The organism is Amycolatopsis sp. NPDC059235 (assembly GCF_042754125.1).
Classification (GTDB): Bacteria; Actinomycetota; Actinomycetes; order Mycobacteriales; family Pseudonocardiaceae; genus Amycolatopsis; species Amycolatopsis albidoflava.
Map to the genome: position 1 here is coordinate 71,077 of NZ_JBHZAG010000027.1, position 23,670 is coordinate 94,746.

Annotated in this window: 10 protein-coding genes and 1 tRNA gene; 10 read left to right on the forward strand and 1 reads right to left on the reverse strand. The window is 64.8% G+C overall.

The window, feature by feature from the left end; translation table 11 throughout:
* Nucleotides 1-31: 31 nt before the first annotated feature.
* From drmD to ACFXI3_RS19730, 7 genes are all read left to right on the forward strand, one after another.
* Nucleotides 32-3,181: a DISARM system SNF2-like helicase DrmD gene (drmD, locus tag ACFXI3_RS19700; RefSeq protein WP_378401029.1), complete on the forward strand. Its 3,150-nt coding sequence runs from the start codon at nt 32-34 to the stop codon at nt 3,179-3,181.
* The gene (locus ACFXI3_RS19705; RefSeq protein WP_378401031.1) at nt 3,178-7,209 is read left to right on the forward strand and encodes an Eco57I restriction-modification methylase domain-containing protein; all 4,032 of its coding nucleotides are present in this window, start codon (nt 3,178-3,180) and stop codon (nt 7,207-7,209) included. Before drmD ends, ACFXI3_RS19705 begins: the two co-directional genes overlap by 4 nt.
* A 226-nt stretch (nt 7,210-7,435) precedes the next feature.
* A complete protein-coding gene (drmA, locus tag ACFXI3_RS19710; RefSeq protein WP_378401033.1) occupies nt 7,436-11,089 on the forward strand; it encodes a DISARM system helicase DrmA in 3,654 nt (1,217 codons plus the stop codon).
* Nucleotides 11,086-13,155, forward strand: coding sequence for a DrmB family protein (gene drmB / locus ACFXI3_RS19715; protein ID WP_378401035.1), 2,070 nt, complete (start codon nt 11,086-11,088; stop codon nt 13,153-13,155). Before drmA ends, drmB begins: the two co-directional genes overlap by 4 nt.
* Nucleotide 13,156: 1 nt before the next feature.
* Nucleotides 13,157-13,864 carry a DISARM system phospholipase D-like protein DrmC gene (gene drmC, locus ACFXI3_RS19720; protein WP_378401037.1) on the forward strand — a complete coding sequence of 236 codons (708 nt, stop codon included), beginning with the start codon at nt 13,157-13,159 and terminating at the stop codon, nt 13,862-13,864.
* 306 nt (nt 13,865-14,170) lie between these two features.
* A complete protein-coding gene (locus ACFXI3_RS19725) occupies nt 14,171-15,301 on the forward strand; it encodes a DNA cytosine methyltransferase (RefSeq protein ID WP_378401039.1) in 1,131 nt (376 codons plus the stop codon).
* Between the two features lie 1,051 nt (nt 15,302-16,352).
* Nucleotides 16,353-17,570 carry a tyrosine-type recombinase/integrase gene (locus tag ACFXI3_RS19730; RefSeq protein WP_378401041.1) on the forward strand — a complete coding sequence of 406 codons (1,218 nt, stop codon included), beginning with the start codon at nt 16,353-16,355 and terminating at the stop codon, nt 17,568-17,570.
* A 22-nt stretch (nt 17,571-17,592) separates the two neighbouring features.
* Here the strand turns inward: ACFXI3_RS19730 and ACFXI3_RS19735 are convergent.
* A tRNA-Ala gene (locus ACFXI3_RS19735) sits at nt 17,593-17,665 on the reverse strand.
* A gap of 918 nt (nt 17,666-18,583) precedes the next feature.
* Here ACFXI3_RS19735 and ACFXI3_RS19740 point away from each other — a divergent pair.
* From ACFXI3_RS19740 to ACFXI3_RS19750, 3 genes are all read left to right on the forward strand, one after another.
* Nucleotides 18,584-20,191, forward strand: coding sequence for a coagulation factor 5/8 type domain-containing protein (locus tag ACFXI3_RS19740; RefSeq protein ID WP_378401063.1), 1,608 nt, complete (start codon nt 18,584-18,586; stop codon nt 20,189-20,191).
* Between the two features lie 108 nt (nt 20,192-20,299).
* The gene (locus ACFXI3_RS19745) at nt 20,300-21,952 is read left to right on the forward strand and encodes an FAD-dependent oxidoreductase (RefSeq protein WP_378401043.1); all 1,653 of its coding nucleotides are present in this window, start codon (nt 20,300-20,302) and stop codon (nt 21,950-21,952) included.
* Nucleotides 21,949-23,376: an ATP-binding protein gene (locus ACFXI3_RS19750; RefSeq protein WP_370939830.1), complete on the forward strand. Its 1,428-nt coding sequence runs from the start codon at nt 21,949-21,951 to the stop codon at nt 23,374-23,376. The genes ACFXI3_RS19745 and ACFXI3_RS19750 overlap by 4 nt, the downstream gene beginning before the upstream one ends.
* Nucleotides 23,377-23,670: the final 294 nt, after the last annotated feature.

The following is a 23,670-nucleotide window of genomic DNA, read 5'->3' on the forward strand; positions in this document are numbered from 1 at the left end:
AGTAGATGGGGGCTACGGAGCCCGGACGGCAGTGCCTGAGCCAGGCCAGATCGTCAACGTCCGGGGTGCCAACTGGGCAGTGACCAGTGTGCAGCAGCAAAGCCTGCCGCGCAGCGCGCAGGATGACGCGGTGCAGCAGTTGCAGCACGCCGTTAGTCTCCAGTCGGTCGAGGACGATCGTCTGGGGGACGAGCTTCGCGTTGTCTGGGAGCTTGAGCCTGGCCGTAGTCTAACGCCGCCCCAAGGCCTTCCCGCCGAGATCAAGGCCGAGCGATTCGACGACCCTGCCCGACTGGCAGCGTTTATCGATGCGCTCCGTTGGGGCGCAGTGACCAGTGCGGACGACAGTACGCTCCAAGCCCCGTTTCGCTCCGGTGTCAAGATCGAGCATTACCAGCTCGAACCGCTTATTCGCGCTCTCCGTGCTCCGCGTGTCAACCTCCTCCTCGCAGATGATGTAGGTCTAGGTAAGACCATCGAAGCAGGCCTGGTAATGCAGGAGCTGTTCCTTCGGCACCGTGCTCGCACTGCGATCGTGGTCTGCCCGGCTGGTCTGACCTTCAAATGGCAGGCAGAGATGGCTGAGAAGTTCGGTCTCGACTTCACCATCATCAATTCCGACACGATGCGCGCGGTCCGCCGAAGCCATGGCGTCCATGCGAACCCATTCACTCTTTTCCCTCGCATAATCGTCTCGATGTCCTGGCTCCCAGGTGCCCGTGCCCAGCGTCAGCTCCGTGATGCCTTCCACGCCCAGGATCGCTCCGCTTCCCGGTTCGCCTACGACGTCCTCGTTGTGGACGAGGCCCACCACGTCGCCCCAAGCGCGCCCATGCGGCGTGACAAAGCCGACCGCACTCAGGGATACGCTGTCGACTCCCAGCGCACTGTCGCGGTCCGCGACCTCGCCGAGCGATGCGAGCATCGCCTCTTCCTCTCGGCAACGCCACACAACGGCTACACCGAATCCTTTACTGCCTTGTTGGAGATGGTCGATCCCCAGCGCTTTGTGCGCGGCACCGCGCTCGATGGGAGAGCTCTGGAGGAGGTTGCCGTACGTCGCCTCAAACGAGACATCGAGGGCCGCTTCGCCCAGCGTGAGGTCAAAGCGCTGCTCTATGAACCGACGAAAAGCGAGTCCGACGCGTACGAACGCCTTCTGGCCTTCACCAAGCGTCGAGACAAGGCCGTCGCGGACAGCAAACGAAGCCGCGCCGCCAAGGACATGGTGACACTATTGCTGAAGAAGCGGTTCTTCTCCTCGCCGGTCGCCTTCGCCAAGACTCTCGATGCCTACCGGCAGACCCGCGCGGGCAGCATGACCGACGACTTCGACCGCCTCTACGACGAGACCGTCGGGCTTGATGCTGACGAGGCTGAAGAGGGCAAGGTCGAACAGCCGGAAATGCAGATGCTGCAGAAGACCAACAACGCCCTGCCGCCGTTCACCGACGATGATAATCAAGACCTTGAGTGGCTGAGCACCTGGGGGCACAGGTACGACGCCCGCCCAGACTCCCGCCTGACGGCGCTGCTCACCTACCTAGAGGTGGTTTGCCGACCGGACGGCGAGTGGAACAACGAACGCGTTGTGGTTTTCACCGAGTACGTCGATACGCTCGACTGGATCCACGACATTCTTCGTCAGAGGGGCTGGGAGTCCGACCGCATCGACGTCATCGCAGGGAGCACGTACACCAGCGACCGCGAGCTGATCCGCGAGCGCTTCAACGCAGACCCGGGCAAGGAGCCCATCCGCATCCTGCTTGCCACCGACGCGGCCGGAGAGGGCATCGACCTGCAGAACCACTGCCACCGGCTGGTCAACTTCGACATCCCGTTCAACCCCAACCGGCTCGAGCAGCGGATCGGACGCGTCGACCGCTACGGCCAGACCATCGCGCCGGAGATCCGTCATTTCCAGCCCGGCGTCGCCCATGATGACCTGTCAATGGATGTCGACCTCCTTGCGAGGGTCGCCACGAAGGTTTCGCAGATCATGAAGGACCTCGGCTCAGCCAACGAGATCATCGCACCGGACATCCAGCGTCAGCTCGGAGGTGCCGACGTGATCCCGAAGAAAGCGAAGGCCGAGAAGGATCCGATGCGTGCCATGCTCGCCGGAGGCCGGGGAATGGGAGCCGAACTCACGAGGCTCGCCGACGAGCTCGCAACCAGTCGCGACACACTGCATTTGCGCCCGGCGAACTTGCAGCGGGTCGTCGAGGCTGCTTTCGAACTCGACCGCATCCCGCCGATGCAGGAGGTCGGTTCGGATCGCACTGACGTGCCGGTCTTCCGGCTTCCGCTCCTGGATCAGTCCTGGGACCAGGTAACCCGCGGCCTGAGCACGCGGCTCGACCCCGACAACCTTCGGCCGATCGCCTTCGACCCGCGGATCCTCGTGCCAGCCGAGGGCGGCGGCGACCCGGACGTGGTCTACCAACACCTCGGCAGCCCGCTGCTGCAACGAGCCACCAAGCGCCTCCGCGCTGCTCTCTGGGGCACTGAACGCTCCCTCGAACGCGTAACTGCCGTGATTGTCCCTGGCCTCGACGAGTCCTTCGCTGCCGCCGTCACACGCTTGGTCCTGATCGGCGAGGCGGGGCTCCGGCTCCACGAAGATGTCTTCCTGGCTGGCACTCGCATCGCCAAGCGCCAAGCAGTGGGTGAGCGGAAGGCCGAGGCGCTGCTGGAGCAAGCGTTGGATTCCGGCGTGCTCCAGAATCCGCCCGAGGGCGTCATCCGGCAGCTCGCCGACGCATGGAGCGATGACCGCGCCGACGGCCTCCGCGCCCGCGTCGCCCGTGCTGTAGAGGACCGAGTCGAGCGACGTCGACACGACGTCGAACAACAGCTCGCCGAGCGCCACCGCGCCGACCGCGACCGGGTGGAGTCGATCTTCGATCGCTTCGGCCACACACTGGCAGAGGCGCTGCGCCGGGCGAAGCGCCTCGCCGATGACGACCAGCTCGCCCTCTTCGACGACGAACGCCGCCAGTCCGAACGTGACCTACGCCAGATCAGCGAGCGTATCGACGCGCTCGGTGACGAACGTGAACGCGAACTGGCTGCTGTCGACGCCCGGTACGCCGACGTCCGACCTCGCACGTTCCACGCCGCGGTGGTCTTCGCGCTCTCGCCCGAGGACGCCCACTCCGGGGAGGTGACCATTCGATGAGCAAACGACGCACGGTCGATGTTGACCACTCTTGGCTCGATCAGTTCGAGACCGACGGCCCGTTCCTCAGCTTTCCGGTGGCGAAGTCGGCCTGGCCCGCCGGCGTGGACCGGATCGGGGACACTAGCGACCGTGCTATCACGTTCAAGCAGGCGTACGCTGACTGGCTACGCGCCTATGATGCCCGCACTGCGGATAACCGCGACGAGTATGCTGAGATTGTCCGTGCTTGGATCGATACGGTCCTCGATCAGTTGGCCGACTGGGACGGTCTCCGCGTCCCCGGCGCAGACCTCCCGCCTGCCTTCGAAATTCACTCGCCGGGCGAGCAGATTCGCGTTCGTCCGGATGGGGCACTCAAAGGCCGTGACACCGAGCATGCGGCTCTGCTGCGCATCGTGGAGCCGAGCGACGACCTCCGCGGCCCCGGTCTGGATGGCTGGTCCGCCACCGAGATCGACCGGATGGTCGCGCTCCTCCGCAAGGCGGATGTAGAGATCGGCATCGTGACCGACGGCCGCTGGTGGTCCGTCGTCTGGGCGCACCACGACAAGCCGACGGGGTCTGCAGTCACCGACTCCGCAACTTGGGGCGAAGAACCTCTGGTCCGCGACGCCTTTCTCGCCCTGATCGATCAGCGCCGATTCCGTGCGAAGGATCCCGACGAGCGCCTTTCGAAGCTGCTAGAACGCAGTGAGTTTGAGGCCGAGGAGATCACCGAGGCTCTCGGTACCCAGGTCCGCAAGGCTGTCGAGCTCCTCGTCGGTTCGTTCTCACGCGCTCGCCTGGAGGCGGTGGCGGCTGGCGAAGCGGACCCGCTGCCTGAGAGCGACGACAATGTATACCAGACTTCGGTCACTGTCATGATGCGCGTGGTCTTTCTGCTCTTCGCCGAGGAGCGCGGGATGCTCCCGGTTGAGCGACTTTACTGGGATTCCTACGCAATCCGTGACGTCCTCGACGATCTGCAGAAGCGTACCGCTTATGGCGAGGAACTCCTCGACGAGACCTACGACACCTGGCACCGCCTGATCGCTGTCAGCAACGCCCTGCACAGCGGCGTCAACTACGACGAGATGCGAATGCCCGCCTACGGGGGCAGCCTGTTGGACCCTGAGCACTTCCCGTGGCTCACCGCGACCGATGACACAGGCCTGCGCATCAAGGTCAGCGACCGAGTCATGCTCCACGTTTTGAAATCGGTTCAGGAAGCTGTTGTCCGAGGCGAGCGTCGCCGCATCTCCTTCCGCGACATCGACGTTGAACAGATCGGCTACATCTACGAAGGACTCCTCGGCTACACCTGTAGGACCGTGCAGAACGAGGTCGTTGTCGGCCTTGAGGGCAAGGAAGGCGAAGAGCCCGAGATCGACGTCGCCACCTTGCGCGAGCTGTACGACGCCAATGCCGACGGCAAGTCCTTTGCCACGGCGCTCCGTGACTGGGTGAAAGATAACCAACCGTCCGCGAAGCCGGCCACTATAGCCAAGATTGCCAACGCTTATGGTACCGAACTTACCGGCGAGCAACGTGCCGAGGCTATCCGCCAACTCAACCCCATGATCAGCGAGGACGAGGCGCTCCTCGGTTTCCTCGTCGACTGGAGCGCCTTGATTCGGCGCGACCTACGCGGCATCCCGCTCGTGGTCCCGGTCGGTGGCCTGGTCGTCACTGAGACTCCGTCGCGCAAGCACGCCGGTGCGCACTATACGCCGCGCTCGCTGGCTGAGGAGGTCGTCCAGCACGCGCTTGAACCTCTGGTATACGAACCAGGACCGCTGCAGGATAGCGACCGCGAAAAATGGCAGCTGAAGGGGAGTGCTGCGATCCTTGACCTCAAGGTTGCCGACATCGCGGCTGGCTCTGGCGCCTTTCTCGTCGCTGCTGCACGATTCCTCGCCCACCGGGTCGTGGAAGCGTGGACCGACGAGGATGCGATCTCCGCTGAGGAGAAGGTGCAGCCCGGCCTGGCCTACCAGCGAGCAATCCGCGAGGTCGTCGCCCGCAGTCTGTACGGTGCCGACATCAACCCAACGGCAGTCGAGATGTGTAAGCTTTCCCTCTGGCTGGTCTCCCTGGACCCGACGAAACCATTCTCCTTTGTCGATGACAAGATCTTTTGCGGTAACTCCCTGCTCGGTATAATTGATATTGATCAACTGCGGTATCTTCACATTCACGCGCGGGGAAAAGAACGGGACCTCCTCTCTGAGTTGGTCGACATCGACGGTAAGCTCGCCGAGGCCACGCGGTTTCGCCGCGAACTTGCCACTCCAGTAGTGGAGCACGACCCGATGCGATCTCGCGCCGGAAAAGAGCGGCTGCTGCGCCAGGCTGAAAAGGTGACTGCAGAACTTCGCGACATTGCTGATGGCATCATCGCGGCAGGTCTTCCTTGTGGAGGAAAGGTCGGCAGAAGGCTTGACGACCGCTACATCGAGCTCGCATGGGCGTTAACGGAGTCGTATCCAAGTGACGGCGCTGCCGGTGATCGCACTAGGCTCGACGCGATCCTTGAGCACGGACTCACGCCTACCGTCAACACCGACTACAACCGCTGGCAGCCGCTGCATTGGCTGCTCGAAGCGCCCGATGTGCTCATTGACCACGGTGGTTTCGATGCCATTGTCGGTAACCCGCCATTCCTTGGAAGCCAGAAGATCTCGGGCGCAGTGGGGGCTCCCATGCGAGACTGGCTGGTTAATGTATTGGCTGAGGGAGTTGCGGGAAAGGCGGACTTCGTTGCCTACTTCTTCTTGCGTTCGGGGGCTTTGCTCTCGCAAGACGGATCATTAGGGCTCGTAGCAACAAACACAATTGCTCAGGGTGGCACGCGCCAAGTCGGCCTGGATCGGATGGTGGATGGTGGGTTGCATATTGTCCGGGCTGTTCAGAGTAGGTCGTGGCCGGCGTCGAGCGTAAATCTGGAGTTTGCGGCAGTCTGGGGCACTATGGCGGAGAACGCTGCACATGCTCCGCGCGTGTGGGAAGGTGTCATCGTACCGGCCATCTCAACGATGTTGGAGCCTCCAGGACGGGTCTCGGCGAGACCGTTTGCCCTCAAGATTAACGATCGGATAGCGTTTCAAGGATGCATTGTCCTTGGCAAAGGGTTTGTAGTCTCGGAAGCGGTAGCGCGAAGCTGGATCGCGGAGCAGTCTGCAAATGCCAAGGTTCTCTACCCGTATTTGACTGGCGAAGATGTGAACTCCCGGCCGGACTGTTCAGCGTCGCGATGGGTAATTGATTTCGCTGAGATGTCGAATTCTGATGCGAGCGAGTTTCGATCGCCTTGGGCGCATGTCCGCTCTCAAGTCTACCCGGAGCGCCGCACCAAAGACGCCGTCAAGTATCCGCGGATGGTCGAAGAATGGTGGAAATACTGGAACTCGCGTCCTGCGATGCGTTGTGCTATACGCGGACTGGATGAGGTCATAGTAATCGCCCGAGTAAGCAAGACGGTAATGCCTATCCGTGTTCCCGCTGGGCAGGTATTCAGCGACGTTGTTGTGGTCTTCGCGACCGACTCGTTCGTCGATCAGGCGGTACTGTCGTCGACGCTGCACCAGACGTGGGCAATCAAGTACGGATCTGGGATGCGGAGCGACCCGCGGTACACGCCTTCCGACGTGTTCGAAACGTTCGTGCGTCCGGAGCCGACGCGCCGCTTGGAATCGATCGGCCGAACACTTGACGAGGAGCGCCGCGAGATCATGCTTCGGCGCGATCTCGGTCTGACCAAGTTGTACAACCTCATCAACAATCCGGCGATCGATGGCGATCCGGACTTGGACCGAATGCGCGAGATCCATGTCGAGGTTGACGAAGCGACGATGGAATCCTACGGCTGGGATGACCTCGCGCTGGACCACGGCTTCCACACCTACCGCCAAATGGAACGCTGGACTGTCTCGCCGGCGGCGCGCGTCGAGATCCTCGATCGCCTCCTGGAGTTAAACCACGAACGCGCACGCGTCGAGGGGCACGACGTGCCGGACCAGGGTCAGTTGTTCCAGGCAGGGGACTGAGGTAGAACCCGGTGCAGCTTGGCGAGGTGGTCGTGCCCGCAGGCCTGATGGACGCTGGCGAAGCAGAGAACACCTCGCTGCGCGTTGGTCGCGGTGCCGGCATGTTTGCTGCTGCTCCGCCGGCTGGCGGGCTGAATTACGCCACAGCTCGGCTCTGGTTCGCCGCGTGTGTGCGTCGGCTTGGTGTGACAGATTGGCAGTGCGTGGACTATTGGAGGACTCGTTGATGGCTGGCACTTCGTCGACCCAAGTCCGGCGCGACCTGCTGGGTCTTATCGAGCAGGAGTTACTCGGGCCACGGGAAGGTGCTCTGGAGGAGATCGTTGGTACGCCGCGGGCGCAGTACAACGTCGGGGCGTTGGCACCGGTCACCATCGATCCGGAGGGGGCGCTTGGCGCGCTAATTGCTACCGCTGGACACGATGCGGGCGATCCGGACGAGACCGGGGAAGCCATCTCGGATGTCGACCAGGCACACCTCCAACAAAAGGGGGTGCCCGTCGAGACGGACGAGGAGATCGGAACGGCCGATGACGATGAAGAGCGCGACGAAGGGCCAAAGGGCGCTCTGACACATCCGTCCTCCATGGGGTTGCGGTTCCAGGTGCCGCGGGGTTGTGGTGTTCTCGCTGTGACAGCTGACTGGGGGAGATACGAAGGCAGCCGGCGGGAGAACGAGGACGGGCGCAAAATTCTCTACTCGCGGCGGACGCCGTTCGAGCGATCGGCCGAAATCGATGTCAGGGACCACAGCGAGCACGCGATTCTAGAACCGATTGAGCTTGACCGTGACGTCACACTGCGCGTCGAGCTGTTCCCGCTCGCGGACCGCGTGATCGTCGAGCTTGCCCTCTCCAACGACCGGGTCACTGGCATGGATGCGCCTCCGGGGGACTGGTTGTTTCAGACCAAGCTGAGGGTCGAGGCAAACAGTGGTGAGGCTGTCTTCCTGCCCACAAGGGATGTCATGGAGGACAGTTACGACGAGGACGACGACGAGCAACGACGCTTGGACCTGCAGTACCGGCATCGGCTGGAATTCGCGATCGGCCGGACCTGTTCGGCCACATGGACCGCCGACGAACAGGCGCGTAGGGCCGTTTCTGTCGAGACCGCATGGCTCCCCACAGCTGACGTTGCCCAGACCGTGCCGGGCGGTGCCGCAGACGCAATCACGGCGATGAAGGCGCTCGCGGAGCTTGACGCCGACAGCGCCGAGGCGGCATTCGGCCCGTTAATCGACGGGTACTCCGAGTGGCTGACCGGACAACGGGCGATCGCAGAAGAGCTACCCGATCACCTGCGCGAGACTGCTGAAGACGCGATCGGGGAAGCCGAGGTCGTCGCGGAGCGGCTACGCGAAGGCGTGCAGCTCTTGACGAAGGACCCGCAGGCGCTGCAGGCGTTCCGGTTCATGAACCGAGCAATGCGGGACCAACGCATCCACAGCCAGGTCGCTGCCATCCGTGCCGGTGACGAATCCATGAAGATCAACGACGTTCTCGCCGAACTCTTCGCACGAGAGCCTGATGACCCGTCGGTCGCGTCGTGGCGGCCGTTCCAGCTCGCGTTCGTACTGCTCCAGCTGCCGGCCCTCACCGAACCGTCGCATCCTTACCGCAGCGGTGACGCGGCCAACGTCGAGTTGCTGTTCTTCCCGACCGGTGGCGGCAAGACGGAAGCTTATCTTGGGCTCGCCGCGTACACCTTCGCGATCCGGCGGCTGCAGGGCAAGGTCGAGACCGACGACGGCATGCTCGACGGTGGCGACGGCGTCGCCGTCCTCATGCGCTACACGCTGCGGCTCCTCACCTCGCAGCAATTCCAACGCGCCGCTGCGCTTGTATGCGCCGCTGAGCTGATCCGGCAGGAGGACATCGCGACCTGGGGTGAGAAGCCGTTCACCATCGGCCTCTGGGTGGGTTCGGCCGTCAGTCCCAAACGCTACAAGGATGCCGAACGTCAGGTCGTCGAAGCCAGGGGCGAGAATTCGTGGCGCGCTCACGGCCTCACCGTGCTTCAGCTCCAGCGCTGCCCCTGGTGCGGAACCAAGATCGACCCCAAGCGTGACGTCGACCCCGATCCCGTCACGGAACGCGTGCAGGTCTACTGCGGTGATCGCAAGCGAGCCGACTGTGCCTTCTCCATTGACGGCGACGTCGACGGCGGGCTTCCCATCACCACCGTCGACGACGAGATCTATCGCAACCCTCCCACTTTCCTTCTCGCTACCGTCGACAAGTTTGCTCGACTCGCCCGCGAAGGCGAGGCGGCCAGCCTGTTCGGGTACGTCGACGAGTGGTGTCCCCGCCACGGCTACCGGCATCCAGACGCTCGCGGCGGGTGCGGGCAAGCGCAATCACACAACGCAAAGGGCGCTCTTCCCAAGGTCGTCATGCAGAAGGTCGATCGACTCCGCCCACCGGACCTGATTATCCAGGACGAACTGCACCTCATCACGGGTGCGCTCGGCACCGCTGTCGGCGTCTTCGAAAACGCCGTCGACCTCCTGTCGTCGTACCCACGTCATGGCAGGACGATCCGCCCGCTCGTAGTAGCCTCCACGGCCACCGTCGCGAACGCCGACCGGCAGGTCGAAGCGCTCTATGGTCGCGGCGTCGATGTCTTTCCGCCCCAGGTGCTCGACGTCCGCGACACGTACTTCTCCAAAGAAAAGCCGGTCTCCGACGACGATCCTGGAAGGAAGTACCTCGGAGTCTGCGCCCACGGCATCCGGCTCACCCTGGCCGAGATCCGGCTCGCAGAAGTTCTGCTGCTCGCCGGTCAGAAGCTGCTGGACACCCATGGCGATGCCGCAGATCCCTACCTGACGACCGTCGGCTACTTCTCTGCCACTCGCGAGCTCGCTGGCATGCGACGCTATCTCGACGACGACGTCACGATCCGCGTCACAGGCAACACCGAGCCCTTCCCTCGCCGCACAACCGATCGGGAAGGCCTGGAAATCGGCGAACTTACCTCGCGCATCTCGGCCGAGGACATCGCCAAGACGCTCGACAAGCTGTCACGGCCGTTCAGCCGTCGCTGGAGCACCCAGGGCCGGGCGGAGCACCGCAGGGCAGTCGCCGAGGCCAAGGAAGCGGGGAAGACACCGCCGCCGTGGGGGGAGAAGCCGTACGACGTCGTCCTCGCCACCTCGATGCTGCAGGTCGGTGTCGACGTGCCTCGGCTGGGTCTGATGCTCGTCGTAGGTCAACCGAAGAACACCGCGGAGTACATCCAGGCATCCTCACGCGTCGGTCGTGACGCGAAGAAGCCCGGGCTCGTGGTGTCGCTGGCGAACTGGTCGCGGCCGCGCGACATGGCGCATTTCGAGCAGTTCCGGCACTACCACGAGACCTTCTACGCACAGGTCGAGGCGCTCAGCGTCACGCCGTACTCCGACACTGCGATGGAGCGTGGCCTGATGGGTGTGCTAATCGGCGTGGCACGGGTCACCCAACGATCGCTGTCTGCGGAAGGCGGTGCCGGACGGGTGGCCAGCAAGATGCCGGTGGTGCAGAACCTGATTGAGCAGCTGGTCGGTCGGGCGGGGCCGGCGGCGGACACGCCCGAGGCCGCAGACCGGATGCGACTGAAGCTCCTGCAGCGGCTCGACCGCTGGCACGACAAGGCCGAAGAGACCTACGGACAGCTGTTCTACGAGCGCCCGCCGCAGAACAAGGCCGGTTGGCCGCTGTTGATGAGCCCTGAAACCAAGCTGCCCACACAGGCCGACCGGGTGTTCGTCGTCGCCAATTCGATGCGCGAGGTCCAGCCCGAGATCAACCTGCTGGTCAGCCCCAGCGCGGATCGGCTCGCCTTCAAGGAGCCGCGGGAGCGGCCGGATTGGAAGTTCCCCGAGGAGGTCACGCAGTGACTGAGCAGGCCACGGACAACGCTCTCGTCAACGCATCCGAACCGGTCTCTGTCGGAGTCGCCGATCTGGACCCGACAGGCGATGTCGAGGAGAACAATCCCAAGAACCGGGCACGTGTCGGATCGATCCGCCCGTCGGCGATGCTCTACACCAACGGCATCGGTGCGACCATCGACCTGCCCCACCTCGCCGTGATGCCACACGGCCTCGAGGCATGGGACCGGATCTACGACCGCCGCCCTGTTATCGACGTGGTCCTCGAGCGACGCCTCCTGGACCTCGTCCGTTCCCACCTCGGCGACCAGGTCAGCGAGCTCCGGAAGCCGCCGTGGGCCCCGGAAGAGAAGGGACATGCTGGCACCGACGCTGTCGACCTCGGCATACCCAGCCGCATCTTCCCGCAATGGCTGCGCTGCACGGGCTGCGGTCTGCTCGCGCCGGTCTCGCACGAAATGTTCGCCTATCAGAACACCAACCGCTACCGCCCTGACCAAGCGAAATTCGTGCACAAGCGATGCAAGGGGTTTCAAGGCAAGGGCAGTGGTGCCGACCAGGCCGTCGTTCCAGCGCGCTACCTGATCGCCTGCGTCGCCGGCCACCTCGACGAGTTTCCGTACGTGGCCTGGGTGCATCGTGGTCGCGCATGCGCGAGCGGCGACGCACTGCCGCAGCTGCGTATGCGGGAATGGAAGAGCAACATCGGTCCGGATGTCCAGCTCATGTGCCTCTCGTGCGACTCTCGACGGGGTATGCGGGAAGCGACTGGGCGCACGGCGGAAGACAAACTCCCGTATTGCCGCGGTCGCCACGCACATCTCGACGCGTTCTTTCCCTGTGAGCATCAAGGCCGCTTGATGATGCTCGGTGCGGCCAACCAGTGGTTCCCCTCCACGCTGAGCCTGCTGGCACTGCCGCGCGAGGAAGCAGCGACGCCGGAGGAACTCGTGCCGGAGTTGCGGGCACTCCCCAAAGACGCGTTGGACGCACCGCAGGACGAATCCGCCGTCGGCATGTTTCGGATGATGGCGTCGAGCATCGCGCAGACCGACGCGTTCGACGACGTACCCGACGACGTGCTGTGGCAGGCCGTGCAGCTCGCTCGTGGCGAGTCGGTACCCCACGCGGCGACAGCGCCCGGGAAGCGTGCTGATCCACGGACGATTCTCGGCCCCGAATGGGCAGTCCTGACCGACGAGCAGAAGTACACCCGCCACTCCGGCATGGCTGACTTCCGCGCCGTGCGACGCGATGTCCCTGCCCTGTTGTCGGACGTCGTTGTCGAGACAGTCGCCGTCGAGAAGCTGAAGAAGGTCAATGCCTTCATCGGCTTCACTCGCATCGACGCGCTCGACCGCATGGACGACGCACGGCAGCGGGTCGCGCCCTTGACCCGGAACGGGAGGCCGACCTGGGTGCCCGCTACCGAGGACAGAGGCGAGGGAGTGTTCCTGCGCTTCGACGAATCCGTAATTGCTCCATGGGAAGAATCGGTCGAGACCCTGGGAGTATGGGGTCGGTTCGAGGAGGCACATCGCCTCAACTTCCGGCGCCGAACCAGCAGGACTGCCGACGACCTGGACCCGGACGATCGGTTTCCGCCGCCGCGCTACTGGGCGATCCATACGTTGTCGCATCTGTTGATCCGCGAGGCAGCGATGTCGAGCGGCTATGGGTCGGCGAGCCTCACGGAGCGGATATATGCGTGGAAGGGCGATGACGAGCACCCGCCGGCTGCAGGGTTGCTGATCAGCACCACAGCGTCCGACAGCGAGGGAACGCTCGGGGGACTCGTGGAGCTCGCCAAGCCGGACAAGTTGGAAGACCTGGCCGCGAAGGCGCTTCGTCGAGGACTGCGTTGTTCATCGGACCCGATCTGCAGTCACCGCGTGCCCGAGGGAAAGGAGGAGTTCCTACACGGAGCCGCCTGCCATTTCTGCCTCTTCCTGAGCGAGACCAGCTGTGAGCGGACCAACCGCTTCCTCGACCGGCGAATGTTGCTGGGGCTTGTGGACGATCCGAAGGTCAAGACCCCCGGACTGCTCGAGAGCCTGGTCGAGGTGTGCTGAGGTGTCGGCAATCGCGCGACTGGGTGCGCTGCTCACGCCGGAGGAAGCTGCGCGTATCGCTGCCGATCTCCGGCAGCGCCGCCGCACGAACCTCGCGGCGAAGAAGGCGTACCGTGTCAACCAGATGGATGTGAAGACGCTGTTGCAGGACCTTGTGCGCAGCGACGCAGACATCGACTGCGCCGTCGCGGCGCTCGAGGGCATAGCAGCGGTGCCGAGGGTCTCGCGACCAGACATCGTTTGGACGAACCCTCGCGACGTGCCTGGCGCCGAAGGGCGGACGACCAAGGCTGCCCTTGACCTCATCAACCGGGCGGAAGGTTCGGTGTACGCCGCGACATATTCCGCGAGCTGGGGTTCACCACACCTAGTCGCGCTGCGAAACGCGCTCAAGCGCGGCGTCGAAGTCACAGTCGTGGTGGACACCGCCCAACGTCGTGAGACGGCGGAGATGGTCGCCGGTATGCTCGTCGGGGCCCAGATCTGGACCCTTGAGCAACCCGCCAACCAAGCCTACGCCATACAACATGCCAAGCTGATCACTGTCGATGATCGTGAAGCCCTGGTCACCAGCGCCAACTTCTCCAAAGCTGCTGCCGAACGCAGCCTTGAATGCGGTTTGCTGAGCACTGATATTGCCATTTCCACCGGCCTGCGCGAGCGCCTGGAGCTGCTGCACCAGCACGGCGTCCTGGTCGACCTGGACTGACAGCAAGGAACAGGACGGAGATGGCGCGCTCAGAAGCTTCGTGAAGGCCGCCGAGAACGTCAGGTGCGTTCCGGGAGATGGACTGCTCGTGTCGGGCAATCACGGCAGCGGTCCGCTCGCGGCTCCTGCCCCTGAAGACCTTCAGATCGAACCATGGGCGCAGCGGGCTGAAGATCAGCCAGTACCTCCAGTCGATGAGCCGACCGTGCCAGAGATCATAAAAGTCATCACGGGTGCCTTCCCGAAGATCGAAAAGAATCGGAGCGGTGCCTTGCTTCTTCTCCCGAATCGCTCGAGGATGTCCCCGTGAGGTCAGTGGGACTGTTTTCAGGCATCGGCGGGCTCGAACTCGGGTTGGACAGGGCTGGGATCGAAACCGAGTTGCTGTGCGAGTACTGGGAGCCTGCGGCCACCACGCTCCGGCGACGGTTCGACGCACCTGTCGTGGGTGATATCCGCGAACTCGGAGCCTTACCTGACTCTGACGTCGTGACAGCGGGGTTCCCATGCACCGATCTGAGCCAGGTCGGTCGAACGGCCGGAATCACAGGCGACGAGTCGGGCCTCATCCGCGAGGTCTTTCGTCTGATCGCTGATTCTCCGCCGGCGTGGCTAGTCCTCGAAAACGTGCCCAACATGTTGACGCTCCATGGCGGGGCTCCGATCCGTCACATCACCGAGTGGCTGGATGAGAACGGTTGGAACTGGGCTTACCGGACGGTGGATTCTCAACACTTCGGTGTACGACAGCGCCGCCGCAGAGTCTTCCTCGTGGCTTCTCAGCTTGAGGACCCCTGCCAGGTCCTTCTGGCCGATGAGATCGGTGCTCCGGTAGCCCGGAAGCGCCACAGCGCCTATGGCTTCTACTGGACTGAGGGCAACCGTGGCATCGGTTGGGGCGAAGGAGTCACTCCGACCCTCAAAGGCGGCTCGAAGCTGGGCATCGCCTCGCCTCCCGGCGTGTGGATTCCCGGCGCAGAAATCGGCAAGGCGATCTGCCGCCCCAGCATTCATGCCGGTGAGCGGTTGCAAGGTTTCAGAGCAGGTTGGACCGAGGGTGCTGGCAAGCTCGGGGAGCGCTGGAAGATGGTTGGCAACGCTGTCACGGTGCCCGTGGCGGAGTGGATTGGTCGTCGTCTCGTGTCTCCAGGGGTGCCTGTGGATGTCGACCGCCGTGTGTTGACCCCGGGGCAGCGCTGGCCGGCTGCGGCGTCGTCGGTGGCAGGGAAACGGGAGGCATGGCAGCTCAGCGAACGGCCAATCATCTTGCGACCGCGTATGTCGCTGGCGGCCCTTTTGGAGCGATTCTCTTCCGAGCCGCTCAGCCTCGGAGCAACGACCGGATTCACCGAGCGGTTGAAGGCCAGCACTTTGCGGCGCGACGACCATTTCGTGGCGGCACTCGATACGCACATCGCCGCAATGGCCGCGAATTGATACGCCTGAGCGACTCCACGCTATGAGGTTCCCCTCGGTGGGTCGGACACCCTGATCCGTGGCTTCGGCTTGGGGAAGGACGCGTTTGTATGTGGTTCGTCGAAGTACCCGCAGGAGTATCAGAGGATGCGGCCGCGTTGACGTGTTCCGCATTTCCTCCGGTGGCGCAAGTAACTTGTCAGCTGGAGATTAACCACCAGCCGCTGCGGAGGTGGACGCGGGCTGCCGATCGTGCCGGTGTGGAGCCGAACGTCGATGCCAGGCGGATGTGAAGCTCGTGCTGCACGAGGGCAAGCTGATGGGGCGGAGCGGGATCTGAGCTAAGCCCTGGGGCACGTCCCGTTCCGCCCGCGTCAGCGAGGTGACGTGGCCCCGTCTGCTGTGCCGTGCCGCTTTCCTTTCGGTCGTGACGACCTGGACGAACTTGGCGGCCCGGGTTTTGACCGCCCGCGGCATCGAACACAGACGCCGTTACAACGGAAGCTTGAGTGCGGGTGAGGCGCGACGTTGAGCCTCAGCGTGCACCAGATGATGGCGCGTTGCAGCTGGCGTTCGCTGCAAGCTGTCTTGGCTTTCTGCTAGGGATGCAGACGACGTTGCCGTCTAAGATGTTCAACGAACATGCGAGTTGCGCTCGACGCTGCATCCGCGCTCGCTGTTCGGAGCCGCCTGCTCGAAGCCGCGCGATCAGTTGTCGAGACCTGTTCTTCAAGAGACGCGCAGGCAAGGATGCGCATTCGCTTCCCCACCGGTCGAAGCTCGACGGCGTTCTTGGCCGCCATGGGTTGACTTCTCGGTCGTCTGGGCGCATGACGGAAACGGCGTGCTGTCGCGTGTCGGGAGGTTGTCGTGGCGTGGGTGGAGCAGTCTGGCGGTGTTCGTGGCGGGTTTGTTATCGCCGGGCGGGTGGCGTGTTGGTTCGGTGCCGGGGTTCGCGACGCACAATGCGGCCGCCGGTTACGCCGGGGACATGGAGTCTGATCGGCGTCGCAAGGTGTGGGTCGATCCTGCGGATGGCCGTGTGTTGTTTGAGGATTGGGTGCGGCGGTGGTTGCCGGTTCAGGATCTGGATCCGCGGACGGTGGACAACTACGACAGTTACTTGCGGTGTCATCTGCTGGCGCGTTTCGGGGCGACGCCGATCGGGGAGATCACCGCGCTTCAGGTCGATGCGTGGAAGACGGCGGCGGCCGATGCGGGTTACGCGGCGGCGACGGTGTCGAGCTGGGCAAAGCTGTTGTCGATGATCTTGGCTGATGCGGTGGACGAGCGGTTGATCGTGGTGAATCCGGTGCGGCAGCGCCGTCGCCGCGGTCGGCGCTGTCGCACGTTGACCCGAGAGCGGGTGTGGGCGACGCCGGAGCAGGTGCTGCGGATCGCGGACCAGGCCGCCGCTCTGGGCGGCGACATCGCGCGGCTGCTGGTCATCACCGTGGCGTGGACGGGCTGCCGGTGGGGCGAGCTGGCCGCGCTGCACCGCGACAACCTTGATCTCGACACGGGGCATCTCGTCGTGGATCCGGAGCGGGGGTCGTTGCACGAGTGCCGGGGCCGGCGGTGGCTGGGGCCGCCGAAGACGCCGTCGTCGGCGCGGCAGGTCGCGTTGCCGCCGTTCCTGGTCCGGTTGCTGCGCCAGCACCTGGAAAGCCATCCGTTCGAGTTCGTGTTCACCACCTCGCGCGGGACCTGGCTGTGGCGCTCCACCTTCGACCGTCGTGTCCTGCGGCCCGCGATCGACGGCTGCCACCGGCCCGGAGTCCGGGCCCATTCGGTGTGTCCCGGGCTGACGTTCCACGGGTTGCGGCACAGCCACAAGACGTGGCTGATCGCGGGCGGGGCTCCGGAGATCGCGCAGGCCCGCCGTCTGGGCCACCATCTGCCCGACCGGGTCGTGGAGACGTATTCGCACGTGGCACGCGAAGTGGAGACCCGGTTGCTGGCCGACCTGCAGCGCCGCTGGCGCAAAGCCACCCGCAGCCCCCGCCCCGCGCAACAGAAGAGGGCGGCGGCGAAATCTCGTCCTCCCATTCCGCCATCCCGGACACGACGGCAAAGGCCGAATCCGCGTGCCCTTATTGCCGATGGAAAGAGGGACAACTCCCGCCTTGCCCGGCAGGGAAGAGGAAAGGGCGCTGCTCGCAAGCGCGGGCACTGGAGCAGCACGCCCCAGAAAATCCCCACCTGGGACACCCCGCAGCAGCTCGACCCGATCGCGCGAGATCAACCCGCGGACACGAGAAAACCCCTCCGGCCAGCGCCCACCGCGTGATCAAAGGGGTTCATCGAACCTGTGGAGCTAAGGGGACTCGAACCCCTGACCCCCTCACTGCCAGTGAGGTGCGCTACCAGCTGCGCCATAGCCCCGAAGCAGAGGTTAACTCCGCATCTCGTATGGACATACAGTACACCCCGCCTTGAAGGCCTTCGGCAGGGGGTCGGTTACGTGCCGCAAGCGCACCCGAAGGCTGCGTCAAGCTGGCCGAGCCGGTGTCATTGCCGCCCTCTCCTAGCGTATTAGTGCAGGTCGCCTGCCCTTCCTGACTTTTCTTCAGGTTTGCGTTGAGCGTACGTGTGCCCGCGGTTACATTCCTCCGCAGTCGCGACATCAAGCCACCTCCTGCCCTACGGCGGACCGCATCCCCGGCTGAGCTCGCCCGACGATCCCGTCTCGGCGAGGAGGTGGCGATGGGTCCCACATCACGGAGAGTGGCGCCTCTGGCGCAGACACCTCCGAACCCAGCTGGCTACCTCCCCGCGCGGAACAGTCGAGCGCTGCTCTATCAACCCCTCGCCGCAAATGCTGAAGCGTGGCCCGGTCCAGCCGCGGCGGTGAACGCTCAGCGAGCCGCAGCTCAGCCGTCCGCCAGGTCCGCGCCGCTGGCCCGCACGTACATCGGTACCGGAACAAACGCGCACGATTGGCACTTTCACCTCACCCGTGAGGGCGATGCGGAGACGATCACCCGTCGCTCCGAGCTTCCTGTTCCGGAGGAAACGAACGCTCTGCGAACGTGCCGCGCCGCAGTCCCGCCGCGATTGCCGTTCCCCGAGGTCGACCTGCGATGGCCAGCGCATCCGACTGCGCCGGTTGTCGATCTTGACTCCGGCAGAGACGGTGAATCGCACCCGTCCGGACCGGCCGCCGGCCACGAGAAGCCTCAGCAGCACGGCAGTCATGACGCCGCCAACCGGTCGTTCACACTGATCTCCGTGGGTGGCACTCCTTCTCCGCCGCCGGGACAAGTGGACCTGGGGCCGAACGTCGTCGTTTTCGATCCGTCGATGCCGAGCGCGAGCATCCAGCGCAAGCTGGACGCGATCTTCGCGGAGCAGGAGAAGAACCAGTTCGGTTGCGAGCGCTACGCGGTGCTGTTCAAGCCGGGCACGTACTCCAACGACGTGAACGTCGGCTTCTACACCCAAATCCTCGGATTGGGCAGCACGCCAGACGCCGTGACGATCAACGGTGCGGTGCACGTCGAGGCGGACTGGTTCCCCCCGAACAATGCGACCCAGAACTTCTGGCGCGGCGCGGAAAACCTGTCAGTGAACCCCGTCGGGGGCGCGGATCAGTGGGCCGTTTCGCAGGCGAGTCCGTATCGACGGATGCACGTCCGCGGCGACCTCCGCCTCGACCACGGCGGTGGCTGGTCGAGCGGTGGCTGGATCTCGGACACGAAGATCGACGGCCAGATCCGTTCCGGGTCGCAACAGCAATGGATCTCGCGCGATTCGCAGTTCGGCAGCTGGAACGGGTCCACTTGGAACATGGTGTTCGTCGGAGTGGACGGCGCACCCGCCGGCACCTTCCCGGACCCGCCCTACACGACGGTCGACCAGACCCCGGTCGTGCGCGAAAAGCCATGCCTTCAGGTCGACGAGTCCGGGCACTACCGGGTGTTCGTGCCCGCGCTGCGGACCAACACCTCCGGGGTCACCTGGGAACACGGCGGCGCGCCAGGCGTTTCGTTGCCGATCGGCCAGTTCTTCATCGTGAAGCCCGGCGCTGCCGCGGCCGAAATGAACGCGGCGCTGACGGCGGGCAAGAACCTGCTGATCACTCCAGGCGTCTACCACCTTGACCAGCCGCTGCACGTGACCCGCCCGGACACCGTCATCCTTGGCCTCGGCATCGCGACCTTGGTGCCGGACGGCGGGATCACTACGATCAAGGTCGACGATGTGGACGGAGTGAAGATCGCCGGCCTGCTCATCGATGCCGGAACGACTTCGTCGGCCATGCTCATGCAGGTCGGCGACCCCGCGTCGGACGCCGACCATTCGGCGAACCCGACGTCGCTGCACGACGTGTTCTTCCGCATCGGCGGTGCCGCCGCTGGAAAAGCGCGCACCAGCCTGGTCGTCAACAGTAACGATGTGATCGGCGACCACCTCTGGCTCTGGCGGGCCGACCACGGAGCTGACGACAGCCACGTCGGCTGGAACTCCAACACCGCCGACACCGGCCTGGTCGTGAACGGCGACGACGTGACCGTCTACGGGCTGTTCGTCGAGCACTTTCAGAAGACCCAGGTGGCCTGGAACGGAAACGGCGGGCGCACCTACTTCTTCCAGAACGAGATGCCCTACGACGTCCCCGACCAGGCCAGCTGGATGAACGGCGAGGCGGAGGGCTACCCCGCCTACCAGGTCGCCCCGGACGTGACCAGCCACGAAGCCTGGGGCCTGGGCAGCTACTGCTTCTTCAGCACGAACCCGTCGGTGGCCTGCTCGCGCGCTTTCGCCGTCCCGGCCGCCCCGGACGTGCGATTCCACGACATGGTGACGGTTTCGCTCAACCAGCAGGGAACGATCACTCACGTGATCAACGACAACGGCGAGACCACTCCGGCGGGCACGAAACCGGCGAACTTGGTGCGCTATCCGTAGCCGCCACCTGGACAACCGGTGCCCGTCGCGGTGGCGGCCGCGGCGGGCGCCGGTCCCTGGTTCTGTTGCTTGCCACGACGGACGGCGGGACACCGTAGGCTGTGCCGTGTGAGCCAGCCGATCCTGATGACCGTCGACGACGACCCCGCCGTTTCGCGGTCGGTGGCGCGCGACCTGCGTCGCCGCTACGGCAAGGACTACCGCGTCATCCGCGCCGACTCGGGTGCCGACGCCCTCGACGCACTTCGCGAGATCAAGCTGCGCGGCGACGCCGTCGCGGCGATCCTCGCCGACTACCGCATGCCGCACATGGACGGCATCGTCTTCCTGGAGAAGGCGATGGACCTCTTCCCCAACGCCCGGCGCGCGCTCCTGACGGCCTACGCCGACACCGACGCCGCGATCCAGGCGATCAACGTGGTCGACGTCGACCACTACCTGCTCAAGCCCTGGGACCCGCCCGAGGAGAAGCTGTACCCGGTCATCGACTCTCTCGTCGAGACCTGGCTCGCGGTCGGCGATCGTCCGGTCGAGGAGACGAAGCTGATCGGGCACCGGTACTCGGCTCCGTCGTTCCGGATGCGCGACTTCCTCGCTCGCAACGCCGTGCCGTACCGGTGGTACTCGGTCGACGACGATGAAGCCGGCCGCATCCTGCAGGCCGCCGGCGCGTGCGAGACCGACATCCCGGTCGTGGTGACGCCGGACGGCACGGTGCTGAAACAGCCGTCGGGAAGCGAGATCGCCGATGCGGTGGGCCTTTCTACCCAGCCCGCACAGGACTTTTACGATCTGGTGGTGATCGGCGGCGGTCCGGCCGGACTCGGAGCCGCGGTCTACGGAGCCTCCGAGGGGCTGCGCACCGTGCTCGTCGAGCGCAAAGCTACCGGCGGCCAGGCCGGAACCAGCTCCCGGATCGAGAACTACCTGGGATTCCCGGACGGCGTGTCCGGCGCACAGCTGACGGATCGAGCCCGCCGCCAAGCGCAGAAGTTTGGTGCCGAGGTGCTCACGGCTCGCGATGTCGTTGGCCTGGAAGCACGCGGATCGAGCCGGGTCGTGACCTTCGGCGACGGATCCGAGATCGCTGCGCACTCTGTGATCCTGTCCAGCGGCGTCAATTACCGCGCGCTGGAAGCCGAAGGAATCGAGGAGCTGACCGGCCGGGGCGTCTACTACGGCTCCGCCGCGACGGAAGCGCCTGAGTGCTCGAACGACCACGTGTACATCGTCGGCGGCGCGAACTCCGCGGGACAGGCCGCGGTGTTCTTCGCGCAGCACGCCACTGACGTGACGCTGCTGGTCCGCGGCGCGTCGCTGGAGTCTTCGATGTCGCACTACCTTATTGAGCAGCTCGCGGCCATCGAGAACGTCCACACCCGCACGCACACCACGGTGGTCAAAGCTCACGGGGACGATCACCTCGAGTCCATCACGGTCTGCAAAGACGGCGTGACCGAGAAGCTGGACACGGAACACCTCTTCATCTTCATCGGTGCCGCTCCGCGCACGGAGTGGCTGGGGAAAGGCGTCCTGCGGGACGCCCATGGATTCGTCCGGACCGGCCCGGATCTCGTGGAAGACGGACGCAGGCCGCCGGGATGGACGCTGGACCGCGATCCGCATTACCTGGAGTCGTCAGTGCCCGGCGTGTTCGTGGCCGGAGACGTGCGCTCGCAGTCGGTGAAACGCGTGGCGTCCGCCGTCGGCGAGGGCGCCATGGCCGTGACCCTGGTCCACCGATACTTGGAGGAACAGTGACTCAGCCCGCCTTGCCGCGCGAGGAACTGCGCGGCCTGTTCTTGTTCGAACATCTCTCGGACGCGCAGCTCGACTGGATCGAGCAGAACGCGGTGCGCGAGGAGTTCAAGGCTGACTCCGTGGTGATCCGCGAGGGCGATCCGGCCACCTGCTTCTACGTCCTGCTCAACGGCGCGCTGCGGATGACCCGCGTCGTGGCCGGCGCCGAGGTCGAGATGAAGCGATCCGATCAGCGGGGTTCCTATTGCGGTGCAACGCAATTCCTGGCCTACCAGGATAGTGAAGCCACCTACGGCGCGACGATCTACGCAGTCAGCGACCTGACCTTCCTCACACTTCCCGCCGCTGAGTTCGCCGTCGAATTCCGGCAATGGTTCCCCATGGCGGCGCATCTGCTGGAGGGGATGTACCTCGGCTGGCGCAACACCGACGCGCTGGTGTCGTCGCGGCGCAGGCTCGTCGCCCTCGGCGAACTGTCCGCGGGGCTCATGCACGAGCTCAACAACCCGGCCGCGGCCGCGGTACGGGCGACCGCCGCCCTGCGCGAGCGGGTCGCCGGCATGCGGCACAAGCTGGCGATCCTGGCGAAGAAAGACATCGATCCGGATCTGCTCGAGCTGCTGCTCGACGTCCAGGAACGCTTGGTGAAGCAGGTCGGCGACGCGCCTAAGCTCACCGCGATGCAGCAGGCCGACCGCGAGGACGAGATCGGCGATTGGTTCGACGACCACGGCATCGACCAGGGCTGGGACCTCGCGAGCATCTTCGTCGCGGCCGGGTTGACCCCGAAGAACCTCGACCACGTTCTCGAATCGGTGGGCGAAGGGTTGCTCGACGGCGCGATCCGCTGGCTCGCGTACGCACTCGAAACCGAGATGCTGATGGGCGAGATCGAAGACTCGACCAGCCGGGTTTCCACGCTCGTGGGCGCGGCGAAGCAGTACTCGCAGATGGATCGCGCGCCGCACCAGTTCATCGACGTCCACGAAGGACTCAACTCCACGCTGGTGATGATGTCGGGCAAGCTCGGCGAAGGCATCCGCGTGGTCAAGGAATACGACTGCTCGATCGACCGGATTCCCGCCTACGCCGCCGAACTGAACCAGGTGTGGACCAACATCATCGACAACGCCGTGGGCGCCATGGGCGGCGAGGGAACGCTGACCCTGCGCACCTGGCAGGTCGGCAAGCAGGTGCGCGTCGAGATCGGCGACACCGGGCCGGGGATCCCGGAAGAGGTGCGCCAGCGTATCTTCGAGCCGTTCTTCACCACCAAAGGCGTGGGCGAAGGCACCGGCCTCGGGCTGGACATCTCGTGGCGGATCGTCGTGGAACGGCATTCGGGCGACATCAAAGTGACGTCGGAACCGGGCGACACCCGGTTCGAGGTCTGCCTTCCGGTGGAGGAACAAGCGTCGCTCTGAACACGCGCTTGCCGTCGGGGACCCGGCATGGGGCCGGGGTCTTCGGCTTCTTCGGAGCAGTTCTGCGGTGACGGTCATCGGTGGCATCCCCTCGGAGCGATTGACGGCTCGATTCCGAGGCTAGCCGACCGCACCGACAGAATTTCGGCCCGTTTTCGAGTTTCCCTTGTGTGCCAACGGTTTTCGATCTTGCCCCGATCGAGTGATGATTCCGAACGGATGTTCGAGCACTCTGGATCACGGCAGTACGGCATCCATTGCTCGGGCCCAGACGGGGCTCGGTGGACGCCACTG

What these genes read in the sequence shown, in the direction of transcription:
- ACFXI3_RS19705 (WP_378401031.1), top strand. Translation starts at nt 3,178, where the DNA reads ATGAGCAAACGACGCACGGTCGATGTTGACCACTCTTGGCTCGATCAG.
- ACFXI3_RS19740 (WP_378401063.1), top strand. Translation starts at nt 18,584, where the DNA reads ATGCCGAGCGCGAGCATCCAGCGCAAGCTGGACGCGATCTTCGCGGAG.
- drmA (WP_378401033.1), top strand. Translation starts at nt 7,436, where the DNA reads ATGGCTGGCACTTCGTCGACCCAAGTCCGGCGCGACCTGCTGGGTCTT.